The organism is Acinetobacter sichuanensis (genome assembly GCF_003024515.2).
In the GTDB taxonomy this organism is placed as follows: Bacteria; Pseudomonadota; Gammaproteobacteria; order Pseudomonadales; family Moraxellaceae; genus Acinetobacter; species Acinetobacter sichuanensis.
Genome location: NZ_PYIX02000024.1, coordinates 19,932 through 40,447 on the forward strand (window position 1 = coordinate 19,932; position 20,516 = coordinate 40,447).

Annotated in this window: 23 protein-coding genes; 8 read left to right on the top strand and 15 right to left on the bottom strand. The window is 38.3% G+C overall.

Translation table 11 applies throughout. From position 1 onward, the window contains the following. Positions 1-62: 62 nt before the first annotated feature. From atpA to C9E89_RS13815, 7 genes are all read right to left on the bottom strand, one after another. A complete protein-coding gene (gene atpA, locus C9E89_RS13785; RefSeq protein WP_107008915.1) occupies positions 63-1,607 on the bottom strand; it encodes a F0F1 ATP synthase subunit alpha in 1,545 nt (514 codons plus the stop codon). 60 nt (positions 1,608-1,667) lie between these two features. Then, complete coding sequence (locus C9E89_RS13790) at positions 1,668-2,204, bottom strand: F0F1 ATP synthase subunit delta (protein WP_107008916.1); 537 nt, start codon at positions 2,202-2,204, stop codon at positions 1,668-1,670. A gap of 11 nt (positions 2,205-2,215) precedes the next feature. Continuing rightward, positions 2,216-2,686, bottom strand: coding sequence for a F0F1 ATP synthase subunit B (locus C9E89_RS13795; protein WP_107008917.1), 471 nt, complete (start codon positions 2,684-2,686; stop codon positions 2,216-2,218). 38 nt (positions 2,687-2,724) lie between these two features. Next, entirely contained in the window at positions 2,725-2,979 is a 255-nt protein-coding gene (gene atpE / locus C9E89_RS13800) for a F0F1 ATP synthase subunit C (RefSeq protein ID WP_107008918.1), read from the bottom strand. 79 nt (positions 2,980-3,058) lie between these two features. Then, on the bottom strand, positions 3,059-3,934 hold the full coding sequence (gene atpB / locus C9E89_RS13805; RefSeq protein WP_107008919.1) for a F0F1 ATP synthase subunit A: 876 nt from the start codon (positions 3,932-3,934) through the stop codon (positions 3,059-3,061). A 111-nt stretch (positions 3,935-4,045) separates the two neighbouring features. Further along, positions 4,046-4,438 carry an ATP synthase subunit I gene (locus tag C9E89_RS13810; RefSeq protein ID WP_107008920.1) on the bottom strand — a complete coding sequence of 131 codons (393 nt, stop codon included), beginning with the start codon at positions 4,436-4,438 and terminating at the stop codon, positions 4,046-4,048. Between the two features lie 171 nt (positions 4,439-4,609). Then, on the bottom strand, positions 4,610-5,452 hold the full coding sequence (locus C9E89_RS13815) for a metal ABC transporter substrate-binding protein (RefSeq protein ID WP_107008921.1): 843 nt from the start codon (positions 5,450-5,452) through the stop codon (positions 4,610-4,612). 139 nt (positions 5,453-5,591) lie between these two features. On the opposite strand from C9E89_RS13815, the gene C9E89_RS13820 reads away from it, so the two are divergent. From C9E89_RS13820 to znuB, 3 genes are read left to right on the top strand one after another with little or no spacing between them, the layout of a single operon-like run. Continuing rightward, entirely contained in the window at positions 5,592-6,089 is a 498-nt protein-coding gene (locus C9E89_RS13820) for a transcriptional repressor (protein ID WP_107008922.1), read from the top strand. Beyond that, a complete protein-coding gene (znuC, locus tag C9E89_RS13825) occupies positions 6,062-6,850 on the top strand; it encodes a zinc ABC transporter ATP-binding protein ZnuC (RefSeq protein WP_107008923.1) in 789 nt (262 codons plus the stop codon). The genes C9E89_RS13820 and znuC overlap by 28 nt, the downstream gene beginning before the upstream one ends. Before the next feature lie 3 nt (positions 6,851-6,853). Further along, on the top strand, positions 6,854-7,654 hold the full coding sequence (znuB, locus tag C9E89_RS13830; protein ID WP_107008924.1) for a zinc ABC transporter permease subunit ZnuB: 801 nt from the start codon (positions 6,854-6,856) through the stop codon (positions 7,652-7,654). Between the two features lie 537 nt (positions 7,655-8,191). Here znuB and C9E89_RS13840 read toward each other — a convergent pair. Next, the gene (locus tag C9E89_RS13840) at positions 8,192-8,812 is read right to left on the bottom strand and encodes a LysE family transporter (RefSeq protein ID WP_107008926.1); all 621 of its coding nucleotides are present in this window, start codon (positions 8,810-8,812) and stop codon (positions 8,192-8,194) included. A gap of 164 nt (positions 8,813-8,976) precedes the next feature. Between C9E89_RS13840 and C9E89_RS13845 the strand changes: the two genes are divergently transcribed. Further along, the gene (locus C9E89_RS13845; protein ID WP_107008927.1) at positions 8,977-9,900 is read left to right on the top strand and encodes a Dyp-type peroxidase; all 924 of its coding nucleotides are present in this window, start codon (positions 8,977-8,979) and stop codon (positions 9,898-9,900) included. Positions 9,901-9,953: 53 nt separating this feature from the next. Here C9E89_RS13845 and C9E89_RS13850 read toward each other — a convergent pair whose 3' ends face one another. The 5 genes from C9E89_RS13850 to C9E89_RS13870 all read right to left on the bottom strand — a co-directional run bounded on the left by C9E89_RS13850 (position 9,954) and on the right by C9E89_RS13870 (position 13,736). Next, positions 9,954-10,379, bottom strand: a complete 426-nt coding sequence (locus C9E89_RS13850) for a hypothetical protein (RefSeq protein WP_107008928.1) — start codon at positions 10,377-10,379, stop codon at positions 9,954-9,956. A gap of 120 nt (positions 10,380-10,499) precedes the next feature. Continuing rightward, the gene (locus tag C9E89_RS13855) at positions 10,500-10,949 is read right to left on the bottom strand and encodes a hypothetical protein (RefSeq protein WP_107008929.1); all 450 of its coding nucleotides are present in this window, start codon (positions 10,947-10,949) and stop codon (positions 10,500-10,502) included. 20 nt (positions 10,950-10,969) lie between these two features. Continuing rightward, positions 10,970-11,503: a hypothetical protein gene (locus C9E89_RS13860; RefSeq protein ID WP_107008930.1), complete on the bottom strand. Its 534-nt coding sequence runs from the start codon at positions 11,501-11,503 to the stop codon at positions 10,970-10,972. A gap of 74 nt (positions 11,504-11,577) precedes the next feature. Next, positions 11,578-13,278, bottom strand: coding sequence for an NAD-dependent malic enzyme (locus tag C9E89_RS13865; protein ID WP_107008931.1), 1,701 nt, complete (start codon positions 13,276-13,278; stop codon positions 11,578-11,580). A gap of 185 nt (positions 13,279-13,463) precedes the next feature. Then, positions 13,464-13,736, bottom strand: a complete 273-nt coding sequence (locus tag C9E89_RS13870) for a DUF2798 domain-containing protein (protein ID WP_107008932.1) — start codon at positions 13,734-13,736, stop codon at positions 13,464-13,466. A gap of 580 nt (positions 13,737-14,316) precedes the next feature. On the opposite strand from C9E89_RS13870, the gene argS reads away from it, so the two are divergent. Continuing rightward, on the top strand, positions 14,317-16,107 hold the full coding sequence (gene argS, locus C9E89_RS13875; protein ID WP_107008966.1) for an arginine--tRNA ligase: 1,791 nt from the start codon (positions 14,317-14,319) through the stop codon (positions 16,105-16,107). 101 nt (positions 16,108-16,208) lie between these two features. Then, entirely contained in the window at positions 16,209-16,817 is a 609-nt protein-coding gene (locus C9E89_RS13880) for an SPOR domain-containing protein (protein ID WP_107008933.1), read from the top strand. 77 nt (positions 16,818-16,894) lie between these two features. Here the strand turns inward: C9E89_RS13880 and C9E89_RS13885 are convergent, their stop codons facing one another. Then, the gene (locus tag C9E89_RS13885; protein WP_107008934.1) at positions 16,895-17,545 is read right to left on the bottom strand and encodes a response regulator; all 651 of its coding nucleotides are present in this window, start codon (positions 17,543-17,545) and stop codon (positions 16,895-16,897) included. 376 nt (positions 17,546-17,921) lie between these two features. Here C9E89_RS13885 and msuE point away from each other — a divergent pair, with 376 nt between their 5' ends. Both msuE and sfnG read left to right on the top strand, forming a co-directional pair. Next, on the top strand, positions 17,922-18,650 hold the full coding sequence (gene msuE, locus C9E89_RS13890) for an FMN reductase (protein ID WP_107008935.1): 729 nt from the start codon (positions 17,922-17,924) through the stop codon (positions 18,648-18,650). A gap of 46 nt (positions 18,651-18,696) precedes the next feature. Next, on the top strand, positions 18,697-19,800 hold the full coding sequence (gene sfnG, locus C9E89_RS13895; RefSeq protein WP_107008936.1) for a dimethylsulfone monooxygenase SfnG: 1,104 nt from the start codon (positions 18,697-18,699) through the stop codon (positions 19,798-19,800). A gap of 125 nt (positions 19,801-19,925) precedes the next feature. Here sfnG and C9E89_RS13900 read toward each other — a convergent pair whose 3' ends face one another. Then, positions 19,926-20,432, bottom strand: coding sequence for an ankyrin repeat domain-containing protein (locus C9E89_RS13900; protein ID WP_378227070.1), 507 nt, complete (start codon positions 20,430-20,432; stop codon positions 19,926-19,928). Positions 20,433-20,516 lie beyond the last annotated feature (84 nt).

Here is a 20,516-nt window from a genome sequence, read left to right on the forward strand (position 1 = left end):
TTTCGAGCCTTCGAAGGTTGATCCGTGAACCAAACCATAACTAGATTCAACATCGTTGAATCTTAGTAAGTTTGAGTCGCTTTAAAGCTTTCAATACCCGCTTTAAATGCAGCTTCGATGTCTTTGTTCCAATCACCAGTTTCATCGATTTTTTGCATTAATGCAGCATGCTCTGAACGGAAGTAAGAAATCAATGCAGCATCAAAGTCTACGATTTTCTTCACGTCAACGTCAGTCATATAACCTTCGTTAGATGCATAAACTGAAACAGCTTGGTCAGCAATTGAATATGGAGCATATTGTTTTTGCTTCATTAATTCAGTTACACGTTGACCATGTTCAAGTTGCTTACGAGTTGCTTCATCAAGGTCAGAAGCGAACTGAGCAAATGCTGCTAATTCACGGTATTGCGCTAAAGCAGTACGGATACCACCAGACAATTTCTTAATGATCTTAGTCTGAGCAGAACCACCAACACGTGATACCGAAATACCTGCGTTTACTGCTGGACGGATACCTGCGTTGAACAATGAAGTTTCAAGGAAGATCTGACCATCAGTAATCGAAATTACGTTTGTTGGTACGAATGCAGATACGTCACCCGCTTGAGTTTCAATGATCGGTAATGCAGTTAAAGAACCAGTTTGACCTTTAACTTCACCTTTCGTGAATTGCTCAACGTAGTCAGCAGAAACGCGCGAAGCACGTTCAAGAAGACGAGAGTGAAGATAGAATACGTCACCTGGATATGCTTCACGACCTGGTGGACGACGTAATAACAATGAAATTTGACGGTAAGCAACTGCTTGCTTAGACAAATCATCATAAATAATTAACGCATCTTCACCGCGGTCACGGAAGTATTCACCCATTGTACAGCCAGAATACGGAGCAAGGAAAAGCATTGCTGCTGGATCCGCCGCCGCTGCTGCTACAACAGTTGTATACGCCATAGCACCAGTTTCTTCTAGCTTACGTACTACGTTTGCGATAGTTGATTGCTTTTGACCAACTGCAACGTAAACACATTTAATACCAGAATTCTTCTGAGCGATAATCGCATCGATCGCCATCGCTGTTTTACCAGTTTGACGGTCACCAATGATCAACTCACGCTGACCACGGCCTACAGGAATCATTGTATCAACTGATTTATAACCAGTTTGTACAGGCTCATCCACTGATTGACGCCAAATTACACCAGGTGCAACTTTTTCGACTTTATCAGTCAATTTCGCATCAATTGGACCTTTACCGTCAATTGGATTACCTAAAGCATCTACTACACGGCCTAAAAGTTCTGGACCAACCGGAACTTCTAATACACGACCTGTGCAACGCGCTTTTTGACCTTCTTGAAGGCTTAAGTAGTTACCTAAAACAACGACGCCCACTGAATCCTGTTCTAGGTTCAGTGCCATACCGTATAAGCCGCCGTCGAATTCGATCATTTCACCGTACATTGCATCAGCAAGGCCGTGAATACGCACAATACCGTCGGAAACCATAACAATGGTTCCTTCGTTCTTAGCGGTCGCGCTGGTGTCCAGATCGCCGATACGCTGTTTAATGAGCGCACTGATCTCGGATGGATTCAGTTGTTGCATTGCGCTATACCTCAATCTTTTATTAGTTCAGTCTTCGTCTTATGCAATTATTGTTTACAATTATGCTAAAAGACGAGTACGCATTTTTTCAAGCTTGCTAAGCGCAGAATCATCTATCACTTGGTCGCCTGCACGAATAACAACACCAGCAATAAGTGCTGGATTTACTTCAACTGTAACTTTAACAGCGCTGTTCAAACGTTTTTCTAACGCATGAGCCAACTTCTGTTCTTGTACTGAATCAAGCGGAAAAGCTGATTCAATTACAACATCTACAGTGTTGTTATTTTGCGATTTGAGTTGTTCAAATTCTGCTTCAACTTCAGGTAACAATGTCAAACGACCATTGTCTGCAAGGAGTGTCAAAAAGTTTGACACAGCTACAGTTTGTTCATTACCTAAAACTTTCGCAAAAAGTGCAACCTGCTCAGCAGGTGTCAACTCAGGGCGATTTAAATAAGCGGAGAATGCTTCATCTTGCACCGCAGCACTGAGCAGTTGTAATGCATTTGACCAAGTGTCAGTTGCATTTTGCTCAGATGCATAAGCAAATGCTGCTTTAGCGTATGGGCGTGCCAACGTCAAGAGTTCAGCCATATTCGCCTCTCTTAAAGTTTAGCAGCCAGCTGATTCAGCATGGCATTATGAGCTTCTGCGTCAACTTGTTGGTTCAGAATTTTCTCTGCACCAGCAACTGCAAGAGCAGCAACTTGTTGACGTAATTCTTCACGAGCAGAATTGATGTCTTGGTCAACAGCATCTTTCGCTTGTTGACGAATACGCTCACCTTCAGCAGATGCTTGAGTACGCGCTTCTTCGACCAATTGTGCCGCACGACGGTTCGCTTGTTCGATCAATTGAGCCGCTTGTGCTTTTGCTGCATCAATTTCTTGCTTTACTTGCGATTGTGCATCAGCAAGATCAGCTTTCGCTTTTTCAGCAGCATTTAAGCCATCAGCGATTTTACGCTGACGCTCACTAATCGCATTGATTAGTGGTGGCCATACAAACTTCATGCAGAATGCGACAAACATCGCAAATGCAATCGCTTGGCCAATCAATGTGAGGTTGATATTCATTGCTATTCCTCAAATAGTTGATTTCGGAATGTAGCGAATTAACCCAATAAGCCGATGAACGGGTTAGCGAAGATGATGAATAAGCCGATACCCACACCGATCATAGGCACAGCATCAAGAAGACCCGCGATTAAGAACATACGAGTTTGAAGTTGTGGAGCTAATTCTGGTTGACGAGCTACAGCTTCAAGGAAGCGACCACCCAAAAGACCAAAACCAATTGCAGTACCTAATGCGCCAAACGCGATTAAAAGAGCAGCTGCGACAGCAGATAAGCCAACTACTAAATCCATGAAACAATCCTCAGAGGTTGAGTTTAAATCAAACAAAAAAACTTTAGCCCAACTGCCCTGTTGCAGTTGAGCAAATTAATTAATGCTTTTCGGTAGCCATACTCATATATACGATAGTCAACATCATGAAAATGAATGCTTGTAAGGTAATAATAAGAATATGGAAAATAGCCCAAGGCACAGACAACGCCCATTGGATCCAGAATGGTAATAATGCAATTAGAATGAAGATTAATTCACCTGCATACATGTTACCGAACAGTCGGAGTGCCAATGAGATTGGACGTGCAATAAAGGTTACAAGTTCAAGTAAAATATTTACAGGAATCAGTAACGCTTTCGCAATCGGGTTACTTGGGTTAAATGGGTTAAGTGCAAATTCTGCACCAAAGCCAGCAAGTCCTTTCTCACGAATACTATAGAAAATAGTTAATGCAAATACTGACAACGCCATACCTAAAGTTACGTTAGGGTCAGTAGTTGGAACAATTTTAAAGTAAACATGATGCGGATCTACACCGAGCATAGAACCAATCACTTGTTGAGCTGTATACGGGATAAAGTCAACAGGGATTAAGTCCATCAAGTTCATGAGGAAAATCCACACGAAAATGGTTAATGCCAAAGGTGCAATTAAGCGTGACTTTCCGTGGAAAGTATCACGCACGCTTGAGTCAACAAACTCGATAATCATTTCGATTACAGACTGGAGCTTGCCTGGAATACCAGCATTTGCAGCTTTCGCCACCGTCCAGAACAACAAACAGAAAATCAGACCAAGTCCAATAGACCAACCCATTGAATCCAAGTGAATAGCAGTGAACCCCATCTCTTTGGCTTCAGCAGCAGTCTCAGCCAACTTCCATGTACCATCTGGCATTTTGCCATAGGTCATATTGGTCAAGTGATGCTGAATATACTCAGTCGATGTAAGGGTATGTTCTTCAGCAGCCATAAATCACACCTGGTTAATGTCAAATACTAAATTAGAAATTTAACGAACATCGCGTGCTGCTTGATATCTCGTTAAAGTTCTAAAAAAACTTCATTTTTGTTGCTTCTAAACTTATTTTTGTAAACGTGCTGCCAGAAACGGCGCGAACCACGTCATACACTGAACAAGAATGAAACCACAAAACAATGCAACCGCTGACAATGGCTTCACATTGCTTAGAATTAAAATGAATCCAACAATCACAATCGCAAATTTGCCCATCATGCCCCGATACATGTTCGAAAGAACTTGCTTGGAAGCTCGTGCACCTGCTGCTCGAAACGACTGCCAAGAAAAATAACAACTGGCAAGCCAACAAATAAATGCACCTAATGCTGCACTTAAAGCCGCAGTTGAGTCTTTCAAGACCCACGCTATCAAGGCTGAAACAGGAATCATTAATGCTTGTAAATAGACCAAAGCTTTTGCTAATCGTCGGTCAATCAAGCGACTAGTTCGGCTCATTTTTTATCCACTCACAACACAAATGCTTGACAAGTTTAGCTGATGATCGTTTTTAATCGCAGGCATTATAGAGTTACACCCCTGAACATGCAATCTTTTCCCGACCTTAGTCGTGTTTTTTTCAATATTAGCGTTGCTTTTCATATATACAATTGTTGCTTATTTTTTGCATCATTTCCGTGCATTTAGTACGCAATCTTGTGTTTCTCTTGCTAAAGCTTGCCATGCAACCACAAAATCTTGTTGTTTCGCTAAGGATTCATCAACTGTTTGAAATGAAAGTTCACCTAACTTTTTATATTGACTTGGGCTCGCATTCGCCTCTGCAAGTAAACACATTTTTTTGTAAGGACGTGTATCATTCAAATACTTAATCTGTGCAATAGTGGGTGCAACATGCGGATCATCAGTCATTGCACCTGCAAATTTTAAGTTTAAAGAGCGCTCTAGATATTGATATGCATCATGATATGACCAGTATGGTCGTGTTGCACCTATACCTATATATTTTTGTGATACCAAGAGCATTTCATTTGCAAATTTTTTCGCATTATTCCAATAAGCAGTTTTATTTTCTGGATATTGTTGTGAGCGTAATGCTGCAATAAAGAAACCAATACGTACAGCATTGTTTGGATCAAGCCAAACATGGGTATCAATTGTATTGTTGAGTGCAACGCCGCGCGTATTTCTCAAAGGCAATGCTTGAATAATGCCCGAATCTAAAATCGAAATTGCATTTGCATTTCCTTCCAATGCCTTTTCTAAAGGTGCTTCATGCGCCTTGCCCAACCAAATAACCAATGACGCATCTTTAATGGTCTTACGGTTCATTGGGGTGAGTTGTACATCATGTCCACTTTGGTTATCTAAAAGTAAAACAGGCTCTTCAACTCCTTGTGTTACTTTTTTAGAAATTAAATAGATGGCATGTGTTGAGACTACTAATGGCGATTGTGCCCAAGTTGCACTGATAAATAATGCACTAAAGCACAAAGCAATGAAGCGTTTCATGGAGAGTATTTTACCCAAATAATTTAAATGTTATAATATAACAAAATTTAAAAAAAACCTATGCTATTCGTAACATGATCTGGCTTCATGTTACTATTTGCGATCGTCTTATTATTTTAAACGTCTTTTGAGGTGTGCAATGAACCTATGTTCACACGAGCATCATGATACTTTACATGGCGTACATGACCATAAAAATGTCAAAGCTCGCCTATTAGAAGCAGAAAATATTTGTACTGCTGGCGGTGCTCGTCTCACACCCTTACGTAAAGAGGTTTTAGAATTAATTTTAAATGCGACAGGTCCTGTGGGTGCTTATGACTTATTAGCCAAGTTAAAAGGTACATCTGACCGCCCTGCTGCCCCACCTACTGTATATAGAACTTTAGACTTTTTATTAGAGAAAGGTTTTATTCATCGCTTAACTTCGATTAATTCTTATATTCCTTGTTGCCACCCTCGTGAAGGGCACCAAGCTGCTTTTCTAATTTGCTCGCAATGTCAAACTGTCAAAGAAGCTTCAGCAAAAGGCTTAATTGAACAATTAGATCAGTTGGCTGACTCTGACCATTTTAAAGCCCATCACAGTATTATTGAGATTTCAGGACTATGTCAGCAGTGCTCGAACAAGGTCTAACGCCATCATTGGTTCAATTACAGCAGATTAATGTTCGTATTGATGAGCGTGATATTTTAAAAAATGTCGATTTTTCTTTGCATGAAAAAGAAATTGTCACGCTTATTGGTCCAAATGGTGCGGGTAAATCTACACTCATTAAAGTGTTACTGGGCATTGTTAAACCAAGTTCTGGGCGCATTATCAGTACTAAAAAGCTTAAATTAGCTTATGTACCGCAAAAATTTAATCCTTCACATAGTTTACCTCTACGTGTTAAAGATTTATTAAATTTAGAAAAATGTGATAAAGCAATTAAAGCTGAAATTATCAGAGATACAGGTATTGCACAGCTTAATCATTCGAAAGTGCAACAACTTTCAGGTGGTGAACGTCAGCGTGTTTTATTGGCACGTGCCTTATTACGCCAACCTGATGTTTTAGTGCTTGATGAACCGATGCAAGGCTTAGATATTCAATCTGAAGCTGAACTGTATGACTATGTTAGAAGTTTACCTGAACGTTATGGTTGTTCTATTTTAATCGTTTCGCATGATCTGCAATGGGTCATGCAAGGTACTCAACGTGTTGTATGTTTAAATAAGCACATTTGTTGTAGTGGCTTACCTGAAAACATTCAGCAACATCCTGAGTATCAAGCAATTTTTGGAACGAACCGCGTTCTTTATCAACATCATCATGATCATTGTGCGCATGGTGACTCAGCTAAAACCTGTGAACATGATTCTCGTCCACACATTCACCCTGAACCGGAAGCCTAAGCCATGATGGAATGGTTACAACTCCTATTACCTGCATGGATTATGGGAACGTTGTTAGTTTTTCTAACCGCGCCCTTAGGTTGTCTCATGTTGTGGCGTCGTATGTCTTTTTTTGCCGACACAATGGCGCATGGTACGCTCTTGGGTGTGGCTTTAGCCGCTGTTGTGAGTTTACCTCTTTGGGTAGGTGTAAGTTTTACTGCAATTTTGTTGGTTGGCGTATTATGGATTTTACATGATCCTCGTTTACCAAATGACGCATTGCTTGCTTTATGCTCTGCGACTCTACTTTGTTCAGGCTTATTGGTTATTCAACACTTACCAGCCTTGCGTCCTGAGTTATTAAGCTATCTTTTTGGTGATTTACTGACAATAGAATGGTCGGACTTGCCTGTATTTGTTGGTATTATTTTTGCAGCATTGATTGTATTGTTTAGGCATTGGCAAGCGCAAATTCAAATCGCCATTGACCCTGATATTGCCGTGAGTGAGGGTGTAAATGCTAAATGGCAACGCTTGATTTTTATGTTGTTATTGGCATTATTTACAGTTTTGGCATTACGTGCCGTCGGTTCGTTATTGATGGGGGCATTATTGGTGATCCCAGCTTTGACAGCTCGTCTAGTTTCGCATTCTCCTAAGCAAATGGTCATTGCTGCTTTTATTATTGCTCAACTTGGTGTCAGTATTGGCTTGTGGTCAAGTGCAGGTTTAAACATTTCAACAGGTTTAAGTATTGTTTTAACCATGTCGATTTTGTTTGCTTCAGTATTTACCATTCAGAAAATTAAAAAAATGAGTTGAGAATGTCTGATTTTAAATCATTGAACCTGTTTGCAATATTCAATATTGTCTGTTTCATGATTTGTGTATTGATTCATCTGTATAGTTTTTTGAGTTATCTCCCCTTTTCCTTTGAGATTCTCATCAGTTTAGTTTTACCTTTATTTTTAAATACCTTTTGGCTCATTCTGAAGCAGAAAAGTAATCAAAATCAGTCTTGGGCTTTTGCAACTTGGTCTAAAAATTTTCAATCTATATTTATAATTTTATTCATTTATGCACTGCTTCAATTTTTTATTTTCTATACACTAGTTGGGAACTTTCGAGTTGAAAAAGCTACCAATACTTATTATCTATTTGAAAGAAATCGTTTTATAACTGAAGTCAGTCAACTTGAATACCAAATCTATTGGGCAAGATCTGTAAGATTGTTAAGTAGTTTTTTGATTTTATTTTTTTCTTTTACAATCTATGCCTCAATCAAAAATTATGATCGACTGAAGTTTTGACACCAAGACCAATTAATCCAGAGCAAAATAACAATTGAAATCTATTCGATCACTGATGCACCAAACTCAACAAAGCTGCGGCACAACTAAATAATATAGCAAAGGTACGATTCATATATTTCTGTTGCTGAGGCGACTTCAATAAGCGTAACACTTTAGCAGCCAAACCCGTGTAAGCTGCCATAACAATTAAATCAATCGTAATCATGGTTACAGCCATCGTCACATATTGAATCGGTTGTGCCTTGTTTACATCCAAAAACTGAGGTAAAACCGCTAACAAAAATACAATCGCTTTAGGATTACTCATATTAATCAAAAAACCATGCAAAATGAGCATAGGAATGGTTTTAGGTTTATTTTCCGATTTAATTTCAATATTCTGAATTGGTGCTCTCCATTGCATATAGGCTAAATAAAGTAAATATAAAACACCGAACCATTTCACCACTAGAAATGCCCAAGGAGTCGTCGCAAATAGTACTCCTACTCCAGCAGCAACAATGCCAATTTGTACAAGCAAAGCCAATTGCAGCCCTAGTGCATTCCAATAACCGCGACGAAAGCCATAATTTAAACCGCTTGACATCGATGCGATCGCACCTGCACCGGGTGAAATACTAATCACCCAACACGCAAGCATAAATGCAAACCAAACTTGATAAGACATAAAATTGGGGAGACAATCAGAAAGACGTTATTATAGACATTTCATTGCCTTTTCTCGTGATTTATTTTATCGCTAAAAAATATAAGCGAAGCTCTACCGAGATACTTTTCCATCATGCACAATAGATTCATTGCATAAACAATAATTGAGGAGCCATCTTTAAAATGACAGCACAATCTGTAATTTTGCCCCTACCATCAGACCATGCCCGTTTTATTGTTTTACGTTTAAAAGATTTAGCCATCGCTGAATTAAAAGAAAAACTAGATGATCTATTTTCAACACGTGATCGTCTTATCACACAACATCCTGATGCCCAAATTAAAACCGCTGTCGCATTTGGATTAGATCTTTGGCAGCAACTTTATGCTGATACACCTGAAGGTTTTTCTTCTCTTGAAGCAATTGATGGCACTTTTCCAATGCCCGCTGTTCAAGCAGACGTTCTTATTCACTTAGCAAGTGCACGTGCTGATATTTGTTTTGCACTGAGCCAATCCTTTTTTGAAGGTATTCAAGAACGTGTTGAAGTCTTAGATGAGCGTGTATGTTTCCGTTATTTTGATGGTCGTGATATCACAGGTTTTATTGATGGAACTGAAAATCCACAATTTAAGGATGATCGCGCGGAAACAGCTTTATTAGGTGAAGAGACAGGTATTTTCCAAGATGGTTCGTTTATTTTTGCACAACGCTATGCCCATGATTTAGAAAAATGGAAACGCCTTAAAGTTGATGCACAAGAACAAGTTATGGGACGTACTAAACTTGAATCAATTGAGCTTGAAGATGACCAAAAACCTGAAAATGCGCATATTGCAAGAACAGTCATTGAAGATGATGAAGGCGAAGAACTCGAAATCCTACGTCATTCTTTACCTTATGGTGATGGCAAAGGCGATCAAGGATTATTTTTCATTGCCTATACCAAAGACTTAACGCGTATTGATCGTATGTTAGAGCGTATGTTTGGTACGAGTGGTGATGGTGTTCATGACCGTTTACTGCACTTTGTTACACCACTCGATGGTGCTTATTATTTTGCGCCTAGTGAAGATTTATTGGCACAAATTTTAGAAACAGAGTAATACACAAAAAATAAGATCAAAGATTTTCTCACTTTGATCTTATTTTCATACTTTTAAGGTGCATTAGAATCACGAACCTCTAAGGCATCCAAACATCGCTTTTCTATTGGATAAGCAAAAATGCGATGCGCACCTTTTTCAATATAAATTGCATCTTCGTGCAGACCAAAAGCATGTTTTGAAATATCACATTGATAGTCTTTGAGTTGATAAAACTTGACTTGATGACAAATTGGTTCAGCACTTGCTTCATCAAAAGCAAACCATGTTTCAACACTCATCGTTTTACAAAAACTTTGTGCATCTAGTGGCGCTTCTTTTTGTAATATTTTTTCTGAATGTTTGATTTGTTCTACTTTAGTTTCTGTATGTGGTATGACTTTTGACTGCTCATCTCTTGTTCTTTCTGACTGATCATCACACGCCACAATTCCTAAAACCATTACAACAATGAGAGCTAATTTATTGAGTTTTATCATTTAACTTCCGTGATCTTTCCATTCATTGACCATAACTTTCTTAAACTCTGCTTGAGCTGTGCTTTCAGCGTTAAGTATGGGCATACAACAAACAAGCAACTGTTGAGAGCGTATATTTTTTCATTTTCTACTCAAAATTTGTTTTAAGCGACCTATTTCTTGATATTCAATATCTTGAATCCGCATACAATTGTTTTCCATCCGCATTTTAAAATTGAGGATTTGTTCGCCCACTTTTAGTTTTGCCTGATGCTCGTTCGCTGCTAAAACACGAATCGCCACATCATCAGCCACATCTTGTGAATTACTTAAAATATTAAAGTCCAAATTGCATTGCCCATGTACTTTTGCCGCACATTTTTGCTCGCGTAACAAAAGCTGCACCAGATGGCTATCAAAATACTGACGCAAAACTTGTCGACTTGCACCTGCAAGATCTTTCGTTGATTGCACAGGATAATCTCGATACAGTTCAGAAATCAGATCACGGCTCGTTTGTACACAATACATCGTTTGTGCTGAAGCATGTGTACTACTCAGCAATAAAAATAACCCTAAATACTTTTTCATTTTACGGGAATGGTCTCTGTTTATTTATTTCTATCTTCATAAGAATAATGGGTTAAGTCTATCTTTCTTTGGAAAAGATTTTGGATCAAAATATTCGATAATTTCGGATTATTGCCCAAAGCAGCGCATTTCAAGTCGACTCCATGTTGATTTGCTGTTGCTGTCGGGATAAATTTATCATCTACAAAAGAGTATTTACCTAAATCTCTAAAAAACCCATACAGGTTATTGTTCGAATCTCGAATCACATATAAATCACTCAAATCATTTTTATAATAAGCTTGATATAAAATATATTTTTGCTGTCCCACTTGGATCGCATCACACTCATCAATTGCCATCCATTGACCATTTTTCGGCTTCAAATTCATCTTTTTGAGCAATGCAATCACTTTGGCATCATCCCAAATATAAGCACATTGTTGACTTTTTAACTTTTTGATTTGAACTGTGTTTTTCTTCTCCTCTTGCCACTGCTTTTCACATACATTTGCATGAGTGAGTGTTGTAGATATTAAAAAACAACTTAAAAAGCCAAAGATTATTTTTTTCATTGTGGGATCACTTAAAATATAAAAAATGGAGCCTCATTAGACTCCATTTTATGTAATTTTACTGAAAATTTAAATTAAAAAGGAACGCGTTTATAACGGCGATATTCAGGCTTCCAGAAATTATTTTCAATATTTTGCTGCAATTGCTCATCACTAATTGCAGGAGCAACACCATCTGCAATCGCAGCTTGAGCCACTTTAAAAGCAATGATTTTAGATACGCTTTGCAACTCATCTAAATCAGGTAATAAATCTGCTTCAATATCATGTAGTTTTGGCGAACAATCTGCCAAAGCATTACTTGAAGCCATCAACATATTATCTGTTACACGGGTTGCTTGTACTGCCACGATTCCCAAACCAATGCCAGGGAAAATGTAAGAGTTATTACATTGTGAAATATTAAAAATCTTGCCTTGATAATTTACTGGAGTAAATGGGCTACCTGTTGCAATTAATGCACGCCCTTCTGTCCATTCAATAATATCTGAAGGTACAGCTTCTACACGAGAGGTCGGATTTGACAATGGTAAAACAATCGGATGCTCGCAATTGGCAGCCAAAGTGCGAATAATTTCTTCAGTAAATAAACCAGGTTGCCCAGATACACCAATGAGAACTGTTGGCTTGGCATTTTTAACGACATCAAGTAAAGAAATGACTTCATCAGCATTGCCCCAATGTGCAACCTCATCGGTTTTTTGCGCCAACTTACGCTGAAAATCAAGAAGATTTGGCTGATTTTCAGTAATTAAACCAAAACGATCAACCATAAAGACACGCGCGCGAGCCTCAGTATCAGTTAAACCTTCTGCAATCATTTGCGCTACAATTTGCTCAGCAATACCACACCCTGCTGAACCTGCACCTAAAAATGCAACTTTCTGATCCTTAAGCTGCTTGCCTGCTGCACGACTTGCTGCAATTAAGCTACCAACTGAAACTGCGGCTGTACCTTGAATATCATCATTAAAACAACAAATTTGATTACGATATTTTTCAAGTAAAGGCATCGCATTTTTTTGAGCAAAGTCTTCAAACTGAATCAATGCTTTTGGCCAACGACGCTGAACAGCAGCAATCACTTCATCAACAAAGTTATAATATTCTTCGCCACTAATTCGAGGTTGGTTCCAACCTAAATAAATTGGATCATTCAATAATTGTTGATTATTTGTTCCAACATCTAAAGTAATTGGCAGAGTATAAGCAGGACTAATACCACCACATGCGGTATACAAGGATAGCTTACCGATTGGAATCCCCATTCCACCAATACCTTGGTCACCTAAACCTAAAATCCGTTCACCATCAGTGATCACAATCACTTTGACATTCTTTTTATTTACATTATGTAAAATGTCATCGATATTTTCACGATCAGGATAAGAGATAAATGTGCCACGATGACGACGATAAATATCTGAAAAACGTTGGCAAGCCTCACCAACGGTTGGCGTATAAATGATTGGCATCATTTCGCTTAAATGATTTTCTATCAGGTGATAAAACAGGGTCTCATTGGTGTCCTGAATATTTCTTAAATAAATATGTTTGTTAATCGCATCATTAAAATCACAATATTGTTGATAAGAGCGCTGACTTTGCTCTTCTATTGTTTCAATAACATGCGGAATTAAGCCATACAGATTGAAGTCTTTGCGTTCTTCTTCGGTAAAGGCTGAACCTTTATTCAAAAGGGGAAGCTCAAGTAAAGTATTCCCTGCATAGGGTGTATATAACGGTTTTTTAGCTTTCAAGTTTTCTGCGGTCATATCCCATCTCATTATGTGTAGATTTAGATGTAAATCTAGACAAAAATAGTAGAGTTTCATCTATATCGGGCTATAGATTAGCCCTTTTTTAGGGCTTTGGGGTATTTAGCAAATTTATAATGATATTAAATAGATTTAGACATTTAATAGAGCTTAAAAAACAATAGATCAGCTTATTTCGATGCTTAAGGTGGCGACATATCTACAAATAAAGCGGTTATTTTTTTCACAATTGGTAATATGATCAGTATCATAGGATATGCAACCAACCAAGATAACATCCAAGCAGATAAGAAAATTGAAAATAAATTTTCAGTCCAGCCTAAGTTCTTTACAGTATTTATCAATGAAATGATGCCACTCATTAATCCAGATAAAAATAAAGGTAAAATCCAAGCAGCGTATTTAGCTGGAAGCTTAGGAATATTGCCAACAATCATGGCTGGTTTATGATGCATAATAGACAACGACAGACTTTCATTTTAAAGCACCACACCATAATTGAAACTCAGCTTTTTTAAAAGCTTTTGCGTTATATTGATGCGTTAAACAATTATTGTTTTGGCGATGTTTCAAAAGTATGCTGAGCAGTTTCACACCAATTTGTAGTAGATCTTATCCAAAATTAAAAATTAACGTGGTGGTGCTATCGCAGGGCGACATGGATGTCGCCGTTGGACAAGGGCGGATATCTTGCGAAGCTTAGCTTCTCATGTCCAACAAAGGATTTTTATTACTTTTTATCCTTAAAAAGTAAGGCATCGCCTACGAAAAGAAGTACAAACTTTGTAATATAAATGAGGCTGTACTTGAATATTTTTTTCATTCATTTCAGTATCATCATAATCAGTACACAATTTAGAACACCTCCTTATTTTTTTATATTTTGACCACATCAAACACTTCGCTTAAGCGTACAGACTTCATTCATCAAGTTATTCATCACTCTTTGATGAATCCATACAAATGGTTTTACCTAAAGACGCGGAAATTTGCTATATTCGTTGTTTTTCTGCGACATTTATTTTTCGACTGATTATGAATACGGCAATCCAAGCAGCTCTCGATCATGCGGTACAAGCCCTTCAAGCTGAAGGCGTACTTCCTTCCGACTGGAACAACACAGGTCATTTGACCCGAACTAAAGACCGAAGCCATGGTGACTTTGCGTCAAATATCGCAATGATCAGTTCTAAGGCTGCGGGAATGAAACCTCGTGATCTTGCAGAAAAAATTTTAGCGAACTTACCTGAAGTTGCAGATATCAGCAAAGCTGAAATTGCAGGTCCTGGCTTTATCAATTTCTTTTTAAATGCAGATCAACGTTTTGCAATTCTTGATCGCATTCAAGCTCAAAAAGACCAATTTGGTAAAACCCAAGCAAATGCTGCAAAAAAAATCCAAATCGAATTTGTTTCAGCAAATCCAACATCAAGTCTACATGTGGGTCATGGTCGTGGTGCAGCCTACGGTATGACTGTTGCAAATTTACTTGAGGCAACAGGTGCAACGGTTGACCGTGAATATTATGTCAATGACGCAGGTCGTCAGATGGATATTCTCGCAACTTCAACTTATTTGCGTTACCTTGAGCTGACAGGACAAACCTTGGTTTTCCCTAAAAATGCTTATCAGGGTGACTATGTCAAAGAAATTGCTCAGAGCATTATTGATCAAGATGCTGATGCATATGTACGCCCTGTTGCTGACATTTATCAGGATGTTCCTGAAGATGTGCAATATGCTGAAGAACTTGATGCAGACGGCAACAAAGTTATCCTTTCTGGTGATAAAGAAAAACACATTGATGGCTTAATCCACAATTCACAAAATGCGTTGGGTGAAGGTTATCGTGTTTTCCATCAGGCGGCTTTACATGCCATTTTGGATGACATTAAAGATGACCTTGCCGAGTTTGGTGTCACTTTCGACCAATGGTTCAGTGAAGCATCATTGACTGAAAAAATTGATGAAGCCTTACAAACCCTTGATCAACGTGGCTTCCTCTATGAAAAAGACGGTAACATCTGGTTTAAATCGACTGAATTTGGCGATGAAAAAGACCGTGTGGTTAAACGTCGTAATGGTCAAACCACTTATTTTGCGTCTGACATTGCATATCATTTAAATAAATTACAACGTGGCTATACCGAAATTATTGATATCTGGGGTTCAGACCACCACGGTTATATTTCTCGTGTAAAAGCTGCGATTGATGCAATGGGCTATGACTCGAAAAAACTGACTGTATTGTTAGTACAGTTTGTCAGCTTATGGCGTAGCGGTGAGATGGTGCAAATGTCATCTCGTTCAGGTCAGTTTGTAACTTTACGTGATTTGCGTAAAGAAGTTGGCAATGATGCTGCTCGTTTTTATTACGTCATGCGTAAGTCTGAACAACATATTGACTTTGACTTAGACCTTGCTGTTTCACAAAGCAAAGACAATGCGGTGTATTACATTCAATATGCACATGCACGTATTTGTCGTATGCTAGAAAAAGCGGCTGCAACTGGTATCAATTTTGATACAGTAAATGCACGTCAATTTGCTGCAAAATTAGAACTAGACGCAGAAACAGAAATTTTAGCAAAACTCGCAGCTTATCCAGAAATTGTGATTCGTGCTGCGAACAATTATGAACCACATCAAGTGGGGAATTATTTAAAAGAACTCGCTGCTTTATTCCATGGTTGGTACAACGAACATAAAGTATTAGGTGATGATGCTGAATTAACTCAAGCACGTTTATTACTTTCTCAAAATGTTCAACAAGTTATACATAATGGTTTAGAGCTTCTTGGTGTTTCTGCACCAGAGACAATGTAAAGTAGCCATCTATTTTCAAAATCTATTGAGTATCGTTCACCGTAGCGGTACTCAAAGACGTTGTCACATATAACGTTACTATTTAGTAAGAGGAATTCCACGTGTTTGGAAAAACGCAACGCGGCGTGTCTGAACGACCAAATAAGCCTAAAAAGCCCTTAGTTCCAAAATGGCTAGGGATGCTTGTGGTTATTTTAATCGTGCTCAGTTTTGGTGTAGCACTTATGCTCTGGAAACCGTGGGCTCCTGTAAAAACACGTAGTAATGAAGTCACTTCTGAGCATTATCAAGAAGATACCAATAAAGACTACCGTTTTTATGACCTTTTACCAAATCAACAAGTAACGCCTATTCCCGATCAGGCTGTACCTGAAACTCGTGTTCAAAGTCAAACTGTGATTGTAGAAGCACCTGAAAAACCTGCTACAAATGAGGTGAATACGGGTTTAGATGTATCTGAACAAGCACCTGCACCAACAGCGCCTGAATATATTTTACAAGTACGTAGCTACCCAGACCCAGATAGTGCTGACGCACGTCGTGCTGAAATCATTTTGAATGGCTTATCCGCAGATGTCGTTCAAGCGACTGAAGGAAATCAAACTTGGTATCGTGTTATTTCAGGACCTTATGAATCACAAAATGCTGCCGTGATTGCACAGCAAACCTTGCAACATAGTGGTATTGATTCAATTGTTGTGAAGCGTTAAAAGCACCTCTTTTATGATCAAAAAAATGGATGCTCAAGCATCCATTTTTATCACATATATTTTTATGATAGATCGTTTTAAACTTTCTTTTCTTCAATATTTAAAGCACTAATCGCCAATACTGCTTGGGTACGATTTTGCACGCCCAATTTACGGAAAATTGCAGTGACATGCGCTTTAATGGTTGCTTCAGAAACTTCCAGTTCATACGCAATTTGTTTATTTAACAAACCTTCCGCGACCATCATCAAGACACGGAACTGCTGCGGCGTTAATGACTGAATTCGTTCAGCTAAGGCTGCTTCATCTGCTGCACGTGGATCAAAACTCATATTGGCAGGTAAATTTGGTGGTAACCAAATTTCGCCCTCTAATACTTGACGAATTGCTTCACCAATATGGCTCGGATGCGCTGATTTAGGAATATACCCCATAGCACCATGCGCAATTGCACGTTGAATAATTGAAGTTTCTTCATGTGCTGAAACAACAATGATTGGCAGTAATGGATATTGCGCTCGTACATGTACTAGTGCAGAGAACCCAGATGCACCAGGTAAATTTAAATCCAATAAAACTAAATCAGGTTCAGGACCATTTTCTAAACGCTCATAAAATTCATTTACTGCAGCAGTTTCATGAATCTGAGCTTGCGGCAAACTATAACGTACCGCTTGAATTAGAGCATGGCGAAACAGTGGATGATCATCAACGATTAAAATATTCATAAGCGAAGCGAGAGCTCTCTAGCACAGTCTTTCATTCTAACCGCACTCTTGCTGTTAAAGATAATTAAATATAACGAATTTTTAACTGTTTTGTCGTTTTAAACGAAAATTCCCTACAAATTTTATGTTATTTATCATTTTTTGTATTTCATTATCGTTTTTAAATATAAATTAAATACTTAAAGTTGCTTTGCTTATAATCTAAAAAACTATCTATGCATATCAGTCAGTTAATATTTAAAATCTTCGATAAAATGTTTATTTTTTATTATATATAAAATTATGATAAACAATATGTTTTTGCTTATTTTACAGACTTAAACAAAGATTGATTCAATAAGAATTATTCCGAGATTAAAAATTTTAGGTCGTTAAAATGTCATTAAGCCCGCAGAAACCCTTAAATATTGTCGCTGTATCAGGTGGTTTGAATAATCCATCAAAAACAGAAAGTTTAGTCCAAGCAATTTTAAATGAGCTCAGTGAAGCAACGCCTATTAATGTACATTTCATTAAATTTAGTGAAATTGCACATCTACTAGGAGGTGCAATTTACCGTAATCAACTTCCGCAACGGGTACAAGATGATCTTGCTGCCGTTGAAGCCGCTGATGCACTCATTGTTGGTACACCTGTTTATCGAGCTTCTTTCACAGGATTATTTAAGCATTTTTTTGATTTTGTAGAACAAACTGCTTTAGTTGATGTACCTGTTTTATTGGCAGCATCAGGTGGTAGTGACCGTCATGCACTGGTACTTGAACATCAACTACGCCCATTGTTTAGTTTTTTTCAAGCACAAACTTTGCCTATTGGCGTTTATGCCACGGATCGCGACTTTACACCTGAATACACCATTCATAGTGAATTATTACGTGATCGTATCACCTTAGCAATTGCACGTGCCTTACCAATTTTAGAATGGGCACCTGCTAAAGGGCAACGTGCAAATGTCATTAAAGAAAAGTCTCAACAAGCAGCACAAAATCTTGGTATTAATAAACAAATTGAACAAGAGGATGTATTACCATCCGCAGCAGTGCCAAGCCTAGATGCTGCTGAAGCTCGACTTCATCATAAAAAGCCAAAAACACAAGTGGCTTAAATCTATTATTAAAAATTTAAGTATTAAAAATGCGAGGGCAAGCAACATGTCAAAAAATCAAAATATCACGTTTGCTTACTGGGTACCTAATGTAAGTGGCGGTTTAGTGGTCAGTAATATTGAACAACGTACAGATTGGAGCTATGAATACAATGTACGTTTGGCACAAGCCGCTGAAAAAAGTGGTTTTGAATATGCACTCACACAAATTCGTTTTACAGCAGGTTATAACGCTGAAAATCAACATGAGTCTGTCAGCTTTAGTCATGCAATTTTAGCAAAAACAGAAAAACTCAAAGTGATCGCGGCTATTTTACCTGGTCCATGGAAACCTGCGCTTGCCGCTAAACAATTAGCAACGATTGATCATCTCACAAATGGGCGTATTGCCATTAATGTGGTCAGTGGTTGGTTTAGAGGTGAGTTTGATGCCATTGGTGAGCCTTGGCCCGAGCATGATGAGCGCTATGTGCGCTCAGAGGAATTTATTCGTACCTTAAAAGGAATTTGGACAACCAATAATTATAGTTTTGATGGTAAATATTATCAGTTTAAAGACTACACGCTTTCACCAAAACCTGTTCAAAAACCACATATTGAGATTTTTCAAGGCGGAAGTTCTCGTGCTGCGCGAGATATGGCATCTCGTGTATCAGATTGGTATTTTACCAATGGGAATAGTCCTGAAGAACTGAAAAAGCAAATCGATGATATCCGTGAAAAAGCGAAATTAAATGGTCATCATGTCAAAATTGGTGTGAATGCTTTTATTATTGCTCGTGATACAGAAGAAGAAGCTCAAGCTGTTTTACAAGAAATTGTTGATAAAGCAAATGTTGAAGCTGTTCATGCCTTTGGCGATGCAACACGTGAGGCAGGTGCGGCATCTAAAGAAGGTGAAGGAAACTGGGCAAAATCTACTTTTGAAGATTTAGTCCAATACAATGATGGCTTTAAAACCAACTTAATTGGAACTCCGCAACAAATTGCTGAACGTATTCTTGAGCTGAAAAATGTCGGTGTTGATTTAGTGCTTTCAGGTTTTTTACACTTCATTGAAGAAGTTGAATATTTTGGTGAAAAAGTACTACCTTTGGTTCGTGAACTAGAAGCCAATCAACAACAAACGATTACTGCTAAATCTGCATAAAACAGATGATATTCGCCTTAAAAAGTTGATCCACTTTCCCTCTTGACTCGGCTTGAGGGATTTTTTTTTGCATTTTTTGCATATAGCCGAGACCCAAAGCATGACCCTAAACCAGAAATAAAGTGTTAGCGATCCAGTTTTTTCAGTTGGTCAAGTTGCCCAAACACTTTTGCAAATTCTTCTATCGTTAATAAACCTGTTTGTTTAGCTTGAACATCACAATCGACTTTTTTTAATTGTTTCGCAATTAACCACTCTGCTTTAACAATTGCGCCCATCAGCGCAGTATGCCCTTTTTGATCTCGCACACAACGATTTGCACCATGTTCCAATAAAGTCGTGACCGTATTTTGATGCCCATAATATGTTGCCATCATCAAAGCAGTAAAACCTTGCTGATTTTGCACATCAACAGGAAAACCATGCTCTAGAAACTCTTTGATGACTTCATTATTACCTGTACGTGCGGCTGCAAAAAATAAATCAATGAGTTCATTTTGTGCATGCTGTGTGACTTTAGCTTGTTCCTGCTCTATCTCTTGTGCAGAAACTGCACTTATTCCTAAGGTGAGTAATGTCATCATTACAATACTCAACAAAGATAGCATGATCCCTTGTAAATATATTTTCATTTCAAACACTCCTCATCAATATAACCAATGCCTGTAAAACTCCCCTAGGGTTGCAGGAAAGGATTCGAGTTTTACAGGACTTTT